The organism is Streptomyces sp. NPDC102283, from assembly GCF_044766265.1.
GTDB lineage: Bacteria > Actinomycetota > Actinomycetes > Streptomycetales > Streptomycetaceae > Streptomyces.
This window is the reverse complement of sequence record NZ_JBIWLQ010000004.1, coordinates 383,470-399,995: the sequence shown is the minus strand read 5'-3', so window position 1 is coordinate 399,995 and position 16,526 is coordinate 383,470. Positions and strand designations below refer to the sequence as shown.

12 protein-coding genes are annotated in these 16,526 nt (G+C 72.8%); 7 read left to right on the top strand and 5 right to left on the bottom strand.

Translation table 11 applies throughout. The annotated features are described in order from the left end of the window. The first annotated feature begins 222 nt into the window (after positions 1 to 222). The 3 genes from ACIRJT_RS11080 to ACIRJT_RS11070 all read left to right on the top strand — a co-directional run bounded on the left by ACIRJT_RS11080 (position 223) and on the right by ACIRJT_RS11070 (position 5,318). On the top strand, positions 223 to 2,406 hold the full coding sequence (locus ACIRJT_RS11080) for a molybdopterin oxidoreductase family protein (RefSeq protein WP_403907348.1): 2,184 nt from the start codon (positions 223 to 225) through the stop codon (positions 2,404 to 2,406). Between the two features lie 135 nt (positions 2,407 to 2,541). Next, positions 2,542 to 3,987, top strand: coding sequence for a CitMHS family transporter (locus ACIRJT_RS11075; RefSeq protein ID WP_403907346.1), 1,446 nt, complete (start codon positions 2,542 to 2,544; stop codon positions 3,985 to 3,987). After that, positions 3,987 to 5,318: an MFS transporter gene (locus ACIRJT_RS11070; protein ID WP_403907344.1), complete on the top strand. Its 1,332-nt coding sequence runs from the start codon at positions 3,987 to 3,989 to the stop codon at positions 5,316 to 5,318. Before ACIRJT_RS11075 ends, ACIRJT_RS11070 begins: the two co-directional genes overlap by 1 nt. Before the next feature lie 70 nt (positions 5,319 to 5,388). On the opposite strand, the gene ACIRJT_RS11065 is transcribed toward ACIRJT_RS11070, so the two are convergent. Beyond that, on the bottom strand, positions 5,389 to 6,069 hold the full coding sequence (locus tag ACIRJT_RS11065; RefSeq protein ID WP_403907341.1) for a hypothetical protein: 681 nt from the start codon (positions 6,067 to 6,069) through the stop codon (positions 5,389 to 5,391). A 23-nt stretch (positions 6,070 to 6,092) separates the two neighbouring features. After that, positions 6,093 to 8,972: a TIR domain-containing protein gene (locus ACIRJT_RS11060; protein WP_403907338.1), complete on the bottom strand. Its 2,880-nt coding sequence runs from the start codon at positions 8,970 to 8,972 to the stop codon at positions 6,093 to 6,095. 536 nt (positions 8,973 to 9,508) lie between these two features. Here ACIRJT_RS11060 and ACIRJT_RS11055 point away from each other — a divergent pair. Both ACIRJT_RS11055 and ACIRJT_RS11050 read left to right on the top strand, forming a co-directional pair. Then, the gene (locus tag ACIRJT_RS11055) at positions 9,509 to 10,903 is read left to right on the top strand and encodes an aldehyde dehydrogenase family protein (protein WP_403907335.1); all 1,395 of its coding nucleotides are present in this window, start codon (positions 9,509 to 9,511) and stop codon (positions 10,901 to 10,903) included. Between the two features lie 34 nt (positions 10,904 to 10,937). Then, complete coding sequence (locus ACIRJT_RS11050) at positions 10,938 to 12,026, top strand: Zn-dependent alcohol dehydrogenase (RefSeq protein WP_403907333.1); 1,089 nt, start codon at positions 10,938 to 10,940, stop codon at positions 12,024 to 12,026. 15 nt (positions 12,027 to 12,041) lie between these two features. On the opposite strand, the gene ppk2 is transcribed toward ACIRJT_RS11050, so the two are convergent. The 3 genes from ppk2 to ACIRJT_RS11035 all read right to left on the bottom strand — a co-directional run bounded on the left by ppk2 (position 12,042) and on the right by ACIRJT_RS11035 (position 14,816). After that, positions 12,042 to 13,091, bottom strand: coding sequence for a polyphosphate kinase 2 (gene ppk2 / locus ACIRJT_RS11045; protein ID WP_403907330.1), 1,050 nt, complete (start codon positions 13,089 to 13,091; stop codon positions 12,042 to 12,044). Then, entirely contained in the window at positions 13,060 to 14,040 is a 981-nt protein-coding gene (locus tag ACIRJT_RS11040) for a DMT family transporter (RefSeq protein WP_403907327.1), read from the bottom strand. The genes ppk2 and ACIRJT_RS11040 overlap by 32 nt, the downstream gene beginning before the upstream one ends. A 98-nt stretch (positions 14,041 to 14,138) precedes the next feature. Further along, entirely contained in the window at positions 14,139 to 14,816 is a 678-nt protein-coding gene (locus ACIRJT_RS11035; protein ID WP_403907325.1) for a TetR/AcrR family transcriptional regulator, read from the bottom strand. Between the two features lie 91 nt (positions 14,817 to 14,907). Between ACIRJT_RS11035 and ACIRJT_RS11030 the strand changes: the two genes are divergently transcribed. Further along, on the top strand, positions 14,908 to 16,059 hold the full coding sequence (locus ACIRJT_RS11030) for an acyl-CoA dehydrogenase family protein (protein ID WP_403907511.1): 1,152 nt from the start codon (positions 14,908 to 14,910) through the stop codon (positions 16,057 to 16,059). A gap of 106 nt (positions 16,060 to 16,165) precedes the next feature. Beyond that, the gene (locus ACIRJT_RS11025) at positions 16,166 to 16,456 is read left to right on the top strand and encodes a YiaA/YiaB family inner membrane protein (RefSeq protein ID WP_030583825.1); all 291 of its coding nucleotides are present in this window, start codon (positions 16,166 to 16,168) and stop codon (positions 16,454 to 16,456) included. Positions 16,457 to 16,526 lie beyond the last annotated feature (70 nt).

Below are 16,526 nucleotides of genomic sequence, written 5' to 3'. Positions count from 1 at the left end.
AGCCCCGGGCCGGGGGAGCCTCCGGCCGTTCCGCGTGCCCGGCCGCCTGTCTGTGCACCTTGTGTGGCACCGGTCGGCCGAGGTCCGATCGCCTTCTCCTCCGCCCAGCATCTCCCCACCGTGCGTACCGGTCGGTATGCTCGCCCGTGCCGGGGCTCCCACGCCCGCCCGGCCCATGCCGTCGATGTCGTCCTGCCACCGCCGCCGCCCCGGGGAGGGCCCATGTCCCACGACACCCGCACCGCACCGCGTATCTGCCCCCTCTGCGAGGCCACGTGCGGTCTCACCCTCACCATCGAGGGGACCACCGTCACCGGAGCGCGCGGCGACCGCGACGACATCTTCAGCCGGGGCTTCATCTGCCCCAAGGGGGCCTCCTTCGGCGGGCTCGACGCCGACCCCGACCGGCTGCGCGTCCCCCTCGTACGCGGCGACGACGGGGAACTGCGCGAAGCCGCCTGGAGCGAGGCGTTCGACTTGATCGCCGCACGGATACCGGAGCTGACGAAGACCCACGGGCCGAACGCGGTCGGCGTGGTCCTCGGCAACCCCAACGTGCACACGATGGCGGGCTCCCTCTACCCGCCCCTGCTGCTCGGGGCCCTGCGCACCCGCAACGTGTTCACCGCGAGCACCCTGGACCAGATGCCCAAGCACGTCTCCAGCGGCCTGCTCTTCGGCGACCCGCACGCCATCCCCGTACCGGACCTCGACCGCACCGACCACCTCCTCCTGATCGGCGCCAACCCGCTGGAGTCCAACGGCAGCCTCTGCACCGCACCGGACTTCCCCGGCCGGCTCAAGGCCCTGCGCAGGCGCGGCGGCACCCTCACCGTCATCGACCCGCGCCGCACCCGCACCGCCCGCCTCGCCGACCGGCACGTCGCGATCCGGCCCGGCGCGGACGCCCTGCTGCTGGCCGCGCTCGCGCACACGCTCATCGACGAGAAGCTCGCCGACCCCGGTCCGCTCGCCGGCCACCTGCAAGGGATCGACGAACTGGCCGCGGCCCTGGCGGACTTCACCCCGGACGCCGTCGCCGCCGCCTGCGACGTGGACGCGGAGACCATCACGGCCATCGCCCGCGAACTCGCCGCCGCCCCCACCGCGGCCGTCTACGGGCGCATCGGCAGCTGCACCGTCGAGCACGGCACCCTCGCCAGCTGGCTGGTGGACGTCCTCAACATCCTCACCGGCAACCTCGACCGGCCGGGCGGCGCGCTGTTCCCGCTCTCCGCGACCGCCCGCGCCCCACGGCCCGCCGCCCCGGGCAAGGGCTTCGCGCTCGGTCGCTGGGCGAGCCGGGTCTCCGGGCACCCCGAGGCCAAGGGCGAACTGCCCATCGCCGCCCTCGCCGAGGAGATCGACACCCCGGGCGAGGGACGCATCCGCGCCCTGCTGGTCATCGCGGCCAACCCCGTGCTCTCCGCGCCCGACGGCGACCGCCTCGATGCCGCCCTCGCCGACGGGCTCGACTTCATGGTCAGCGTCGATCCGTACCTGAACGAGACCTCCCGGCACGCCGATGTCGTCCTGCCACCGCCGCCGCCCTCGCAGAGCGCCCACTTCGACTTCGCGTTCAACGGTTTCGCCGTGCACAACCAGGTCCGCTACACCCGCGCCGCCGTGCCCCTGGAGGACGGGCGGATGGACGAGAGCGAGATCCACGCCCGGCTCGTCCTCGCGGTGGGCGGCACGCACGGCGCGCCGCCCTCCGCCGTCGACGACCTGGCCATCACCACCGCCCTCACCCGCGCCGGAGCCCCGAAGGAGAGGTCCGCCGGCCTCACCGGCGAGGACGGCCCCGAACGGCGGCTGGACCTCATGCTGCGCCTCGGCCCGTACGGGCTGACGCTGGAGCGGCTCCTCGCCCACCCGCACGGCATCGACCTCGGCCCGCTGAAACCCCGCGTCCCGGAGGTCCTGCGCACCCGCTCCGGCCGCATCGAACTGCTCCCGGAGCCGATCGCCGCCGATCTGCCGCGCCTGCGCCGGGCGCTGGGCGACCGGCCCGCCCCGCTCGTCCTCGTCGGCCGCCGCCATCTGCGCTCCAACAACAGCTGGATGCACAACGTGGGCTCGCTCACCGGCGGGTCCAACGTCTGCACCCTCCAGATCCACCCCGACGACGCGGCCCGCCTCGGTCTCGTGGACGGGGCCACCGCCCGGATCGAGTCGTCGGGCGGCCGGGTCGAGGCCCCCGCCGAGATCACCGACACCGTGCGCAGCGGGGTGGTGAGCCTGCCGCACGGATGGGGCCACAGCCGCCCCGGCACTCGTATGACGGTCGCCGCCGCCCACCCGGGCGTGAACGTGAACCAACTGCTCGACGGCACGCTCCTGGACCCGCTGTCCGGCACCGCCGTACTGAACGCCATTCCGGTCTCCGTGACCCCCGCTCCTTAGCATCACCGTGTTGACCTGGGGTTTTGCTCGTATTGCTCACACGTCAACATCTTGTTAACGCCGGGAGAGCGCCCCTAACGTCATCCGGACCGCCGAGACCGGTGGGAGTTCAAGGATGAACGTTAGGTATCCCCCATGCTGACAATCCTCGGCTTCGCCATGATCGCGACCTTCCTGGTCCTGATCATGACGAAGAAGATGTCGCCGATCGCGGCGCTGGTACTGATCCCCGCACTGTTCTGTGTCGCCGTAGGACAGGGAGCGCAGCTCGGCGACTACGTCATCGAAGGCGTCGGCAACCTCGCGCCCACCGCGGCCATGCTGATGTTCGCCATCGTCTACTTCGGCGTGATGATCGACGTCGGCCTGTTCGACCCGATCGTCCGGGGCATCCTGAAGTTCTGCCAGGCCGACCCGATGCGCATCGTCGTCGGTACGGCGGTGCTCGCCGCGATCGTGTCGCTGGACGGCGACGGCTCCACCACCTTCATGATCACCGTCTCGGCGATGTATCCCCTCTACAAACGCCTGAAGATGAGCCTGGTCGTCATGACCGGCGTCGCGGCCACCGCCAACGGCGTCATGAACACCCTCCCCTGGGGCGGCCCCACCGCCCGTGCCGCCACCGCCCTCAAGCTGGACGCCTCCGAGATCTTCGTGCCGATGATCCCGGCGCTGGCCATGGGGCTGCTCGCCGTGTTCGTGCTGGCGTACGTGCTCGGCCTCCGGGAGCGCAAGCGCCTCGGCACGCTCACGCTCGACGAGGCGCTCGCCCGGGAGCCGGAGCCGGAGACCGTGTCCACCGGCGCGGGCGGCACCGGCGGTGAGGACCGCCTCCGCAAGGGCGCATCCGCCTCGGCGGGCGGTACGGGTACGGGTACGGGGGCCGGCGCCGACGCCGCCCCCGCGGACGACCTCGCGGACGGGGACGACGACGAGTTCCAGGGCCTCGACCCGAACCGGCCCACGCTCCGGCCGAAGCTCTACTGGTTCAACGCCGGACTCACCGCCGCCCTGCTGACGGCGATGATCATGGAACTGATGCCGATCCCGGTGCTCTTCCTGCTCGGCGCTGCCCTCGCGCTCACCGTCAACTTCCCCCACATGCCCGACCAGCGGGCCCGGATCGCCGCGCACGCCGACAACGTCCTCAACGTCTCCGGCATGGTCTTCGCCGCCGCCGTCTTCACCGGAGTCCTCACCGGCACCGGCATGGTCGAGAACATGGCCGACTGGGTCGTCGGCGCGGTCCCCGACGCGATGGGCCCGCACATGGCCATCGTCACCGGTCTGCTCAGCCTGCCGCTCACCTACTTCATGTCCAACGACGGCTTCTACTTCGGCGTCCTCCCCGTCCTCGCCGAGGCCGGCGCGGCCCACGGGGTCTCGCCGCTGGAGATCGCGCGCGCCTCCCTGGCCGGCCAGGCCCTGCACATGTCCTCGCCGCTCGTGCCCGCCGTGTACGTCCTCGTCGGCATGGCGAAGGTCGAGTTCGGCGACCACACCCGCTTCACCGTCAAGTGGGCCGTCCTCACCTCGCTCGTGGTGCTCGCGGCGGGCGTCCTCTTCGGCATCATGTGATGACACGCACCCCGCGAACCGGGCCCGGCAGGGGCTGGCTGCTGCGCCTCGTCATCGCCTTCGCCTTCGCGCAGGGGGCGGTGTCGATGGCGCGGCCCGCCGTCTCCTACCGGGCCCTCGCGCTCGGTGCCGACGAGGCGGCCGTCGGCGTCATCGCCGGGGTCTACGCCCTGCTCCCGCTGTTCGTCGCCGTGCCGCTCGGCCGCCGCACCGACCACGGCCGCTGCGCGCCCCTGCTGCCGCTCGGCGTGCTCCTCGTCTCCGGCGGCTGCGCGCTCAGCGGCATCGCCTCCTCGCTGCCCGCGATGGCCGCCTGGAGCGGCGTGATGGGCCTCGGCCACCTGTGCTTCGTGATCGGCGCGCAGTCGATCGTGGCCCGGCAGTCCGCGCCCGACGAACAGGACCGCAACTTCGGGCACTTCACCATCGGGGCCTCGCTCGGCCAGCTCATCGGCCCGGTCGCCGCGGGCGCGCTCATCTCCGGGCAGGGCGGAACCCTGGGCCGTACGAGCGCGCTGGCCCTCCTCGTGTCGGCCGCGGTCGCCGCCGTCGCCCTCACCTCGCTCTGGCGCATCGAGCACCGCCGGGCGAAGGGCTCCGGTGCCGAGCCCGGCCACAAGGTCCCGGTCCGCGCGATCCTGGGCGCGCGGGGCGTTCCCGCCGGCATCTTCATCAGCATGGCGGTGCTGTCCGCAACCGACATCCTCACCGCCTACCTGCCGGTCGTCGGCGAACACCGCTCCATCGCGCCGGCCACCGTGGGGCTGCTGCTGAGTCTGCGCGCCGCCGCCACGATCACCTGCCGGCTGGTCATGTCGCCGTTGCTGCGGCTGCTGGGTCGCAGGGCCCTGCTGACCACCAGCTGCCTGCTCGCCGGACTTCTCTGCGCGGGCGTCGCCCTCCCCGTGTCCGTCCCGGTCCTCGCCGTCATGCTCGCCGTGCTCGGCTTCTGCCTCGGCGTCGGCCAGCCGCTGTCCATGACCACCGTGGTCCGGGCCGCCCCCGACCGGGCCCGGTCCACCGCGCTCGCCCTCCGGCTGACCGGAAACCGGCTCGGCCAGGTCGCCGCCCCCGCCGCTGCCGGGCTGATCGCGGGCGCGGTGGGAGTGGCGGCCCCGTTCGCGCTGCTCGGTGTGTTCCTGATCGGGGCGGCGGGACTCGGGCTGCGCGGCGAGGGGCGCCCGGACCCCGCCCCGGCACCCCCGGCCCCCGCCCCAGCACCGCCGGCCCCCGCCCCGGCCCCGGAACCTCACCGGAGCATCGCTGACGGGCGCGCCGTACGAACCGGGCGTACCGGGCCGGGGCAGGCTCTCAAGGGCCCGGAAGCCTGACCCCTCCGCCCTCCCCGCGCGCCGCCGCCCGACACCGCTCGCGTCACACCGCTTCCCTCGCGGGGCCCCCTCACGAGGTGACGCGAGGGGCGCCGGGAGTCAGCCGGTCGCCCTCACGGGTCCAGACGGTGGTCGCGTCCCCGCTCGGGCAGCAGCGCGCGTCGTTGGGGCGGTACCACTTCTCGCTCACGACGATCCGGCCCGGTGCGAACTCCACTCCCGCGAGCGCGGTGTGGTTCGTGGTGGACTTCTGGCGCGGGGTGATCGAGCCGATAGCGGCGAGGTTCTTCCCCGCATGCCCGTACACCACGTACGCGACGGCGATGTCCGCGTTCTGCGTGAGGCCGTTGTCGTCGCACCCGACGAAGACGGCGGCCTCGTCGCGGCGGTCGCCGTCGGAATCGCCGTAGAGGACGTTCCGCGTCTGCCTGACGCGGACCGTTCCCCAGGTCCGCGAGGTGGCCAGGGCCTCGCCCGCGGCGTCGACGCGCACCAGCCCCGGCACGCCGCAGAACTCTCCCGGGACAGGGATCTCGGACCAGTCCACGTCGCGCAGGTCCGCCGGCGCGGGTCCGACGACCGAGGGGGTCTCCCGTGGGGATTCCGGCGGCGAGGCGGGGGCCGAAGAGTCCGGCCCCCGGGTCGAAGGCGTGATCCGGGGCGCGGGGTCCGAGGCGTCGCACGCGCCGGTCGTCAGTAGGACCGTCAGGAACGCGGTGAGCGTGATGACGCGCCGTAAGCCGTTTGCCACAGTGTTCTCCGTCTCGTCTCGTGTCAGGAACAGGGCGGGTCGTAGGGCCGGTCCGGGAGGTACTGGGCCCACTGATCGGGGGTGATGCGTGGGGACTCGGCGCACAGCCGCTGCAGGATGCCGGTCCGGTCCACCGTCCACAGCCGCGTGCCGGAGCCGTCGGTCACCGCCAGCAGGCGCCCGTCCGGGCTGAAGCCCACGGTCGCGTGGTGGTACAGGGCAGCGGTACTCAGCGTGGTCACTTCGACGGGCCGGGCCGGGTTCCTGAAGTCCCAGAGGCGGATACGGCCGTCCAGGCCCGCGGTGGCCACGAGTTCCCCGTCGGGATGGAAGGCGAGCCCGGAGATGGCGTCCGTGTGCCGGGCGGAGACCCCCCGGCGCACCGGATGACCGGGTCGCGACACGTCCCAGGTGCTGATCGTTCCCGTCTCGTCCCCGACGAGCAGGCTGCGGCCCCGCGGGCCGAATGCCAGCGCGCGCACGCCCTTCGTCATCGGGAGGTCACCCGCCGGCCTGGGCGGGGCCCGCCGGGCTGCCCACCAGAGCCGTACGCCTCCCGTCCGGGTCGGCGCCGCCAGCAGCGCACCGTCCGGGCTGAAGGCGAGATCCTGGTGACCGGAGTCCGCGCTGTCGAACGCGCCGAGCAGGGCGGGTTCGGCCGGGTCACCGATGTCCCACACCTGCGCCCGGTCACCAGGACCGCCCCGCGAAGCCGCCACCGGCAGGACGGGGTTGACGGCCAGGCTCTTCGCTCCGACCGCGCGGGCCGCACCCCGGGTCGAGAGCCGTGGACGGGACGGGTCGGTCATGTCCCACGCCTTCAGGGGCGTGCCGGAGATCAGGGTGCGCCCGTCCGTGCCGAAGGCCGCGGCCTGGCCGCCGGGATTGACCGTCTCCACCGTCGAGAGGAGCCGGGGCGAGTCGGCGCCGTCCACGCTCCATACGGTCGTGGGTTCGCCGCCGGCGGCCAGTATGCGGCTGTCCGGATCGAACGAGGGCGGAAAGACCCCCTCGGTCGGCAGGGTCGTGAACGTGGAGGTCCGCTCGCTTCCCGACACCGCCCACAGCCGGACGGCGTGGGGGCCCGCTCTGTCGTCGAGCAGCGTCTCGTGGGCGTCGGCCGAGGCCACGGTGTGCCCGTCCGGGCTGAAGGAGAGCCTGCCCACCGTCCTCGTGTGGCCGTTCAACCGGGCGCCGGAACGGGGGCGCAAGGGGTCGGACACGTCCCAGAGGGCGACGGTGCCGTCGCTGTCCCCGGTGGCGAGGGTCCCCGCGTCGGGGGAGAAGGCCACCGAGTAGATGCCGAACCTGCTCCGTGTGTACAGGTCCGCCCGGGCGACCGGCCGGGCGGGGTCCGCGACGTCCCAGAGCTTCACCCTGCTGTCCTCGGCGGCGATGGCGAGCAGCGGGCCGGTGGGGCTGAACACCGCGCGCTGCGGGGATGCGGAGTTGTCGACAGGGGGCGAGGCGATGGTGGTGAACTGGCGCGGCCCGGCGGAGCCGGACAGGGTCCACAGCCGCAGGTGTCCCAAGTACCCTCCGTCCGCGGCTCGTCCCTCGGTGACGAGCAGAGTGCCGTCCGGACTTGCCGCTACCGGATAGTCGGGCAACGGACCGAGAGGCTTGGGCCGGGCGGGATCCGAGACGTCGAGGACGGCACCGGTCCTCCACGTCATGGCGATCAGCCGCTCGTCGGAGGTGAGGACGAGCACCGCGACCTCCCTGCGGTCACTCACCCCTGCCGTCTCCACCAGGACCCTCGGGCTGTCGGCATCCGTCACGTCCAGCAACCGCACGGTGCCGTTCGCACCGCCGAGAGCCAGCCGTCTGCCGTCCGGGCTGAAGGCGAGCGCGGTCGCCCGGCGTTTCACGGACTCCGTGAAAACCGGCCGCGTTCCGCTCGCGGGGTCGAACAGCCGTAGCCCGTCGTCGGCCAGGGCCAGCAGGCCCCGGCTGCTGTACGCGGCCGCGCGCACCGGTCCGCGGCCGCGGACGACCCGGGGAATCGCGTAGCTGTCGACGAGCGCGCCGACCGCCTCGGCCGTCGGCGCGAGCCGGTATGCCTGCGCCATCAACTGGCGTGCCAGGTCCGGCTGGGCGTCCCTGATCGACGAGGCCTCGGCGACCAGCTGCCTCGACTGTGCGACCAGGGTCTGGGCCCGGGCCTCGTTGCGCTGGGTGTAGGCGGTGATCCCGCCGGCGACGGCCAGGAGGAACAGTACGGTGAGCGCCGCGAGCGTGGCCCGCACCACACGGCGGGTCTGGCGGCGCCGACGTACGTGGTCGCCGAGCACATCGTCCTTGGACCTGCCCGTCAGCGGTGCGAAGAACTCCGCGACGCATCCGACCAGCCGGGGGTCGGCCGTACTGGCCTGCTCCGGACTGCGCAGCCAGCGCAGGTCCACCCAACGGGGCTCCTCCTCGAACGCCCGCTCCATCTCCTGCTTCGGCAGGGCGTTGGTGTGCGACCAGTCGAACCCCGCCCGTTCGGAGTCCCAGAGCAAGGTGCCGTCGGTCCAGCCGATGAGCAAGGTGTCCGCGGACCGGTGGGTGAGCCACCAGCGGATCTCCCGCCGCACCCATGGGGACCCGGCGGCCAACGGACTCGCCATGATCACGAGCCACCGTGACCGGGCCAGCCCCTGCTCGATCTCCCGCCACAGGTGGGGACTTGCCGCGAGATGGGTCTCGTCACGGAACAGCCTCAGGCTCCTCGGCCGGTACCAGGGGCGATCGAAACCCTGCAACGCGTCCTGGAAGGCCTTCGCCACGTCCCTGTCCCAGGCGTGGCTGTACGAGATGAACGCGTCGTATGCGCCCGGCTCGCCGCGAGGGGCGCCGCCCGCACGATGCCCGCGCAGGCGTCCCCCGCGCATCGCCGCGAGGATCACCGCGCGGTCCAACGGTCCTCGCCGGGCGGCGTGGTGCTGCTCCTCCCGGTTCGGACGTCGGGGCCACGAGGGGCGGGCACCTGCCCGACGAGGACTTCGGCCTCACCGGCACAGGCACCGGCACCGGCGAAGCGGGCGGCCGACCCGCCCACGCGCCGCCACCGGCGGTCCTGCCGTGTGCCGGGACGCCCCAAAGATAAGCTCATCCGCTCGTCCGCCCCCGTCGTGCGTACGGGCACGGGACCGCCGGTCACGCGCCGCCTGCCGAATTCCTCCCGGGTGATGCCCGAAGAACATAGCGCCACCCCGGCGATCGAGACAGACGGTCTCCGCCCACTGCCCGCGGCGTCGGGGCGGGGGGCGCACGCGCCGGGGGCGTGCGGGCCGGGCGTGACGGGCGTCTCCGGAAGCTCCCTGGCGTCAGAAAACTAACGGCGCTAGTTTGGGCGGGTGCGACGGGCTGCCCCGCGCCCGCGCCGTTCCGGCGCTCCGCTCAGCACGGCTCCGCACAGCACGGCTCCGCACCGCACGTCCGGGAGGAAACAGCCATGAAGGCCCATGACCAGATGTACATCGACGGTGCGTGGCGGCCCTCCGCCGGCCAGGACACGATCGCGGTCGTGAACCCGGCCGACGAGCAGGTCATCGCCCACGTGCCGGCGGGGACGGCCGAGGACGTCGACGCGGCGGTACGGGCCGCGCGCGCCGCCTTCCCCGCCTGGGCCGCGACCCCGCCCGCCGAGCGCGCCGCCCGGCTCACCGCGCTGGCCGACGCCCTGACCGCCCGCAAGGACGAGCTGGCCGAGACCATCACGGCCGAACTGGGCTCGCCGCTGCCGCTGTCCCGGACGGTCCACGCGGGCCTGCCGGTGCTGGTCGCCGCCTCGTACGCCGAACTGGCCGGCCGCCACGCCTTCGAGGAGCGGATCGGCAACTCCACCGTACTGCTGGAGCCGGTCGGCGTGGTCGGCGCGATCACCCCCTGGAACTACCCGCTCCACCAGATCGTCGCCAAGGTCGCCCCCGCGCTCGCCGCGGGCTGCACCGTCGTCCTCAAACCCGCCGAGGACACCCCGCTCACCGCCCAGCTCTTCGCGGAGGCCACCGAGGCTGCCGGTCTGCCGCCCGGCGTCTTCAACCTCGTCACCGGCCTCGGACCGATCGCGGGACAGGCGCTCGCCGCCCACGAGGGCGTCGACCTGGTCTCGTTCACCGGCTCCACCGCCGTGGGCCGGCAGATCGGCGCCACCGCCGGAGCCGCCGTCAAGCGGGTCGCCCTGGAGCTGGGCGGCAAGTCCGCCAACGTCATCCTGCCCGGCGCGGACCTGGCCAAGGCCGTCAACGTCGGCATCGCCAACGTGATGACCAACTCCGGCCAGACGTGCAGCGCCTGGACCCGGATGCTGGTGGACGCCGACCGTTACGAGGAGGCCGTGGAGCTCGCGGCCAACGCCGTCACCAAGTACGTGGCAGGCGAGCGGGTCGGTCCCCTCGTCAACGCCAAGCAGCAGGCCCGGGTGCGCGGATACATCGCCAAGGGCGTCGAGGAGGGCGCCCGGCTGGTCGCGGGCGGCCCGGACGCGCCCCTGGAGACCGGCTACTACGTCAGCCCCACCGTCTTCGCCGACGTCACCCCGGACATGACGATCGCCCGCGAGGAGATCTTCGGCCCGGTGGTCTCGATCCTGCGGTACGAGGACGTGGACGACGCCCTGCGGATCGCCAACGACACCGTGTACGGCCTCGCCGGCGCCGTGTGGGCAGCCGACGACGAGGATGCGGCGGCCTTCGCCCGCCGGATGGACACCGGGCAGGTCGACATCAACGGCGGACGGTTCAACCCGCTGGCCCCGTTCGGCGGCTACAAGCAGTCGGGGGTGGGGCGCGAGCTGGGACCGCACGGTCTGGCGGAGTACCTCCAGACCAAGTCGCTCCAGTTCTGAACCCCGTAACCCCTTCCGTACAAGGAGTCTGTTCGTGGTCCGCGCCGCCGTACTGCCCGCCGTCGGAGCTCCGCTGGAGATCACCGACATCGTCCTGCCGGAGCCCGGCCCCGGCCAGGTGCGCGTCTCCCTCGCCGCCGCCGGCGTCTGCCACTCCGACCTGTCCCTGTCCAACGGCACCATGCGCGTCCCCGTGCCCGCCGTCCTCGGCCACGAGGGCGCCGGCACGGTCCTGGCGGTCGGCGAAGGGGTCACGCACGTGGCCCCCGGCGACGGCGTGGTCCTCAACTGGGCCCCCTCCTGCGGGGCCTGCTTCCACTGCGGGATCGGCGAGGTGTGGCTCTGCGCCGACGCCCTGAAGGGGACCGCCAACCTCCACGCCCGTACGGCCGACGGCACCGACCTCCACCCCGGCCTCAACGTCGCGGCCTTCGCGGAGGAGACCGTCGTCGCCGCGAACTGCGTGCTCCCCGCCCCCGACGGCATCCCGCTCATCGACGCCGCCCTCCTCGGCTGCGCGGTCCTGACCGGCTACGGGGCGATCCACCACAGCGCCGAGGTCCGCGAGGGCGAGAGCGTCGTCGTCTTCGGGATCGGCGGCGTCGGCCTCGCCGTGCTCCAGGCCGCCCGGATCGCGGGCGCCTCCCGGATCATCGCGGTCGACGTCTCCCCGGCCAAGGAGGAGCTGGCCCGGCAGGCAGGGGCCACCGACTACGTCATCGCCTCCGCCACCACCCCGCGCGAGATCCGCAAGCTGACCGGCGGTCAGGGCACGGACGTGGCCGTCGAGTGCGTCGGCCGGCCCGCGACCATCCGGGCCGCCTGGGAGTCCACCCGGCGCGGCGGGCGCACCACGGTCGTCGGGATCGGCGGCAAGGACCAGGAAGTCACCTTCAACGCCCTGGAGATCTTCCACTGGGGCAGGACCCTGACGGGCTGCGTCTACGGCAACAGCGACCCGGCCCGCGACCTGCCCGTCCTCGCCGCCCACATCCGCGCGGGCCGCTTCGACCTGTCGATGATGGTCACCGAGCACATCGCCCTGGACTCCATCCCCACGGCCTTCGACAACATGATCGCGGGCAAGGGCGGCCGGGCGCTGGTCGTCTTCCAGGGTCCCTAGCTCCGGCCGAAGGCCCTAGAGGTCCGTGGTCCGGGACGTCGACGTCACCGGGCCCAGCAGCCGGGCGTCCATCTCGCCCTCCTCGAACAGCCGGGAGGCCGGGCCCACGATCAGCGGGTCCGGCTTCCCGACCACCTCCAGGTCCTTGCCGGGGTAGTCGAAGCGGTCCAGCACATGCCGCATCGCCTCCAGCCGGGCCCGCTTCTTGTCGTTGCTCTTCACCACCGTCCAGGGCGCGTCCGCCGTGTCGGTGTGGAAGAGCATCAGCTCCTTCGCCTCCGTGTACGCGTCCCACTTGTCCAGCGACGCCAGGTCGACGGGGCTCAGCTTCCACTGCCGTACGGGGTCGATCTGCCGGATCATGAACCGGTTGCGCTGCTCGTCGCGGGAGACGGAGAACCAGAACTTCACCAGGTGGATGCCGTCCCGGGCGAGCATCCGCTCGAAGCCCGGCGCCTGGTGCATGAACTCCAGGTACTCACGGGTCGTGCAGAACCCCATCACCCGCTCGACCCCGGCCCGGTTGTACCAGGAGCGGTCGAACAGCACGATCTCCCCGGCGCTCGGCAGATGCGCCGTGTAGCGCTGGAAGTACCACTGGGTGCGCTCGCGTTCGGTCGGCTTCTCCAGGGCCACCACCCGGGCACCACGCGGATTGAGGTGCTCGGTGAACCGCTTGATCGTGCCGCCCTTGCCCGCCGCGTCCCGCCCCTCGAAGAGGATCACCAGCCGCTGGTCGCGCTCCTTCACCCAGTGCTGGAGCTTCAGCAGCTCGATCTGGAGCGCCCGCTTGGCCTTGTCGTAGTCGCGGCGGCGCAGCTTGCGGTCGTAGGGGTAGTCCTCGCGCCAGGCGTCGCGGGCGTGGCCCTCGGGCGTCACGAGGACCGGGTCGTCGTCCCCGCTGTCGACCACGCCGAACCCGTCCAGATACGGGCCGCCGTGGCGGGCCGCCCGCTCGTTCGCCCCGGGGGCGGAGGGCTCGTCCCGTCCCGCCGCGCCCCGGGCCCCGCCGCGTGCTTTGCCTCCGGCCCCGCTACGTCCGTTCCGCTTGGCGCTCCTCGTCATGACGGGATCCCTCCACCGGCCGGGCCGGATTTCCGCGTGTGGCCCCAGTCTGCTGACGGCTCCGGGAGACCGCCACCCCGACCAGGCAGAGCAGCCCGCCGAGGACCCCGAGCAGGGTCGGCACCTCGTCCAGCAGCACCCACGCCATGAGCACGACGATCGCCGGGACCGCGTACGTGGTGGCGCCCATCCGGCCCGCGGTGGTCCGGGCCAGGGCGTAGCCCCAGGTGGTGAAGGCCAGTGCGGTCGGGAAGACGCCCAGATAGATCATGTTCAGCGTGGCGGACATGGGGGCGTCGGCCACCTCGGAGACCAGCACCCCGGTGAACGGCAGGCAGGCGACGGCGCCGATCACGCAGCCGAAGGTGTTGATCTGCAGCGAGGAGCCGTAGGCGAGCGCCGGCTTCTGGCTGACCACACCCAGCGCGTAGACCACTGCGGCCAGGAGGCAGAGTGCCACGCCCAGCACGGACGAGCCGCCGTGCCCGGACATCGCGAGGCCGACGACGACGGCGCCCGAGAACGAGATGCCCATCCCCAGCAGCAGGCGGCGCGGCAGCCCCTCGCCGAGCATGCGGGCGCCCATCAGGGCCATCAGGATCGGCCCGATGTTCACCAGCATGGCCGCCGTCCCGGCGTCGACCTCCTGCTCGCCCCAGTTGAGCGCCACCATGTACAGCCCGAACCACAGCACTCCGGAGGTGATGATTCCGCGCCAGGCGCCGCGCCCGGGCAGCCCCTCCCGCCGTACGAGGAGGATCGCCCCGAGCACCAGCGCGCCCGTCGCCAGCCGCCCGAGGGCGAGCGCGCCGGGGGAGTAGGACTCGCCCGCACTGCGGATGGACACGAAGGCGGAGGCCCACAGCACGACGGTGGTGCAGGCGGCGGCGGTGGCGCGCCAGCGGTGGGCCGGCGGGGAGACCGGAAGGGGTGTCGGGGTCGTCGTCATGGCCACGACCGTAGACCCGGAACGACGCGGCCCCCACCGAATTGTCGAGGACCGTCAATCGGCGGCCTCAGCGGGGCCTCCTCCTGCTCAGCCCGTCCTCAAGCGCCGGACGGGCTGGACAGCCGCTCGCCCGTGGGCGGCGCGTACGGGGCGTACTGGATCGTCAGCCCGTCCAGAAGGGCCCGCAACCCGGTCTCGAAGGCGCCTTCGTCGACCTGGCGGCGGTGGTCGGCCAGCAGGTGGGCCTGGCCGAGGTGCGGATAGTCGGCGGGGTCGTAGGCGGTCTCGTCGTCGACGAATCCCCCGGCGAAGGAGCCCAGCGCGGAACCGGTGATGAAGTAGCGCATCAGGGCCCCGATCCGGGTGGCCTGGGCGGGCGGCCAGCCCGCGCCGGTCATCGCCCCGAACACCGCGTCGGCGACCCGCAGCCCCGCCGGGCGCCGCCCGGGGCCCCGGGCGAGGACCGGGACGATGTGCGGGTGCGCGGCGAGGGCGGCCCGGTAGGACAGCGCCCAGTCGTGCAGGGCCTCGCGCCAGTCGCGCGGATCCGACTCCTCGAACATCGACAGATCGACCTGTACGGAGACCGCGTCGGCGACGGCGTCGAGGATCTCCTCCTTGTTGCGGAAGTGGTTGTAGAGCGAGGGCCCGCTGACCCCCAGGACGGCCGCCAGCCGGCGCGTGGAGACGGCGTCGAGCCCTTCGGAGTCCACGAGCGCGCTCGCCGCCCCCACGATGCGGTCTCTGCTGAGGAGGGGCTTGCGCGGTCGGGCCATGCGGCTCATAGTAGGGCCTGCGAACCAGAAACTAGCAGTGCTAATTAAAGTGCGCCCGAGCGGCGCCGGTGAGAGGCAGTGGGTGGGCACGATGGACCTGGCGCTCAGCGAGGAGCAGGAAGCCGTCCGGAAGCTGGCCGAGGATTTCGTCGCCCGTGAGGTCGCCCCCCATGCCGCCGCGTGGGACCGCGCCGAGAACGTCGACAAGTCGATCGTGAAGAAGCTCGGGAACCTCGGCTTCCTCGGCCTGACCGTCCCCGAGGAGTACGGCGGCTCCGGCGGCGACCACCTGTCCTACTGCCTGGTCACCGAGGAGCTGGGGCGCGGTGACTCCTCGGTGCGCGGCATCGTCTCCGTGTCCCTCGGCCTCGTGGCCAAGACCGTCGCGTCCTGGGGGAGCGAGGAGCAGAAGCGGCAGTGGCTGCCCCGGCTGACGGCGGGCGAGGCGATCGGCTGCTTCGGCCTCACCGAGCCCGGCACCGGATCGGACGCGGGGAACCTCGCGACCAGGGCCGTGCGCGACGGCGGTGACTACGTCGTCAACGGCACCAAGATGTTCATCACCAACGGCACCTGGGCCGATGTCGTGCTGCTCTTCGCGCGGACGAACGACGCCCCCGGCCACCGGGGCGTCTCCGCCTTCCTCGTCCCCGCCGACACCCCCGGCCTCACCCGCCGCACCCTTCACGGCAAGCTCGGCCTGCGCGGCCAGGCCACCGCCGAACTGGTCCTGGAGGACGTCCGGATACCGGCCGGGTCCCTCCTCGGCCCCGAGGGCAAGGGCTTCTCCGTCGCCATGTCCGCCCTGGCCAAGGGGCGGATGTCCGTCGCGGCGGGCTGCGTGGGCATCGCGCAGGCCGCCCTGGACGCGGCCGTGCGCTACGCCGGCGAGCGCGAACAGTTCGGCAAGGCCATCGCCCGCCACCAGCTCGTCCAGGAGCTGCTCAGCGACATCGCCGTCGACGTGGACGCCGCCCGGCTGCTGACCTGGCGGGTCGCCGACCTGATCGACCGGGGCCAGGAGTTCGCCACCGCCGCGTCCAAGGCCAAGCTGTACGCCTCCGAGGCCGCCGTGCGCTGCGCCAACAACGCCCTCCAGGTCTTCGGCGGCTACGGCTACATCGACGAGTACCCGGTCGGCAAGCTGCTGCGGGACGCCCGCGTGATGACGCTCTACGAGGGCACCAGCCAGATCCAGAAGCTGATCATCGGCCGCGCGCTGACCGGGGTCTCCGCCTTCTGACCGGCGCACGGATTCGTACGGGTGTCTGAGTACGGGCCTGAGTACGCGCGCGGGCCTGAGTACGGGCGCGGATGTGGCGTGCGCCACGTCGGCGGATGCTGAACCCATGAGTGACACGACATCGGTCAAGCAGCAGAGCACCGCCGCCTTCTACGGCCAGGCCGTCGCCTCCTTCATGGTGGCGATCGGCGCGGTGGCCCTGGGTATCTTCTTCCTCGACGCCGACGCCTGGGTGCGCGGCTTCCTCGCCATCGGCGTGCTCTACCTGGTCACCTCCTGCTTCACGCTCGCCAAGGTGATCAGGGACCGCCAGGAGGCCGGGCAGATCGTCAGCCGGGTGGACCAGGCCCGGCTGGAGAAGATCCTCGCCGAGCACGACCCCTTCCAGAAGCTCTGACGGGCAGGATCGACCGGGCAACCCCTAAGCGCTTGCTCAGGTTCGGGGTATGGTGTTCGTCCTGCTGACG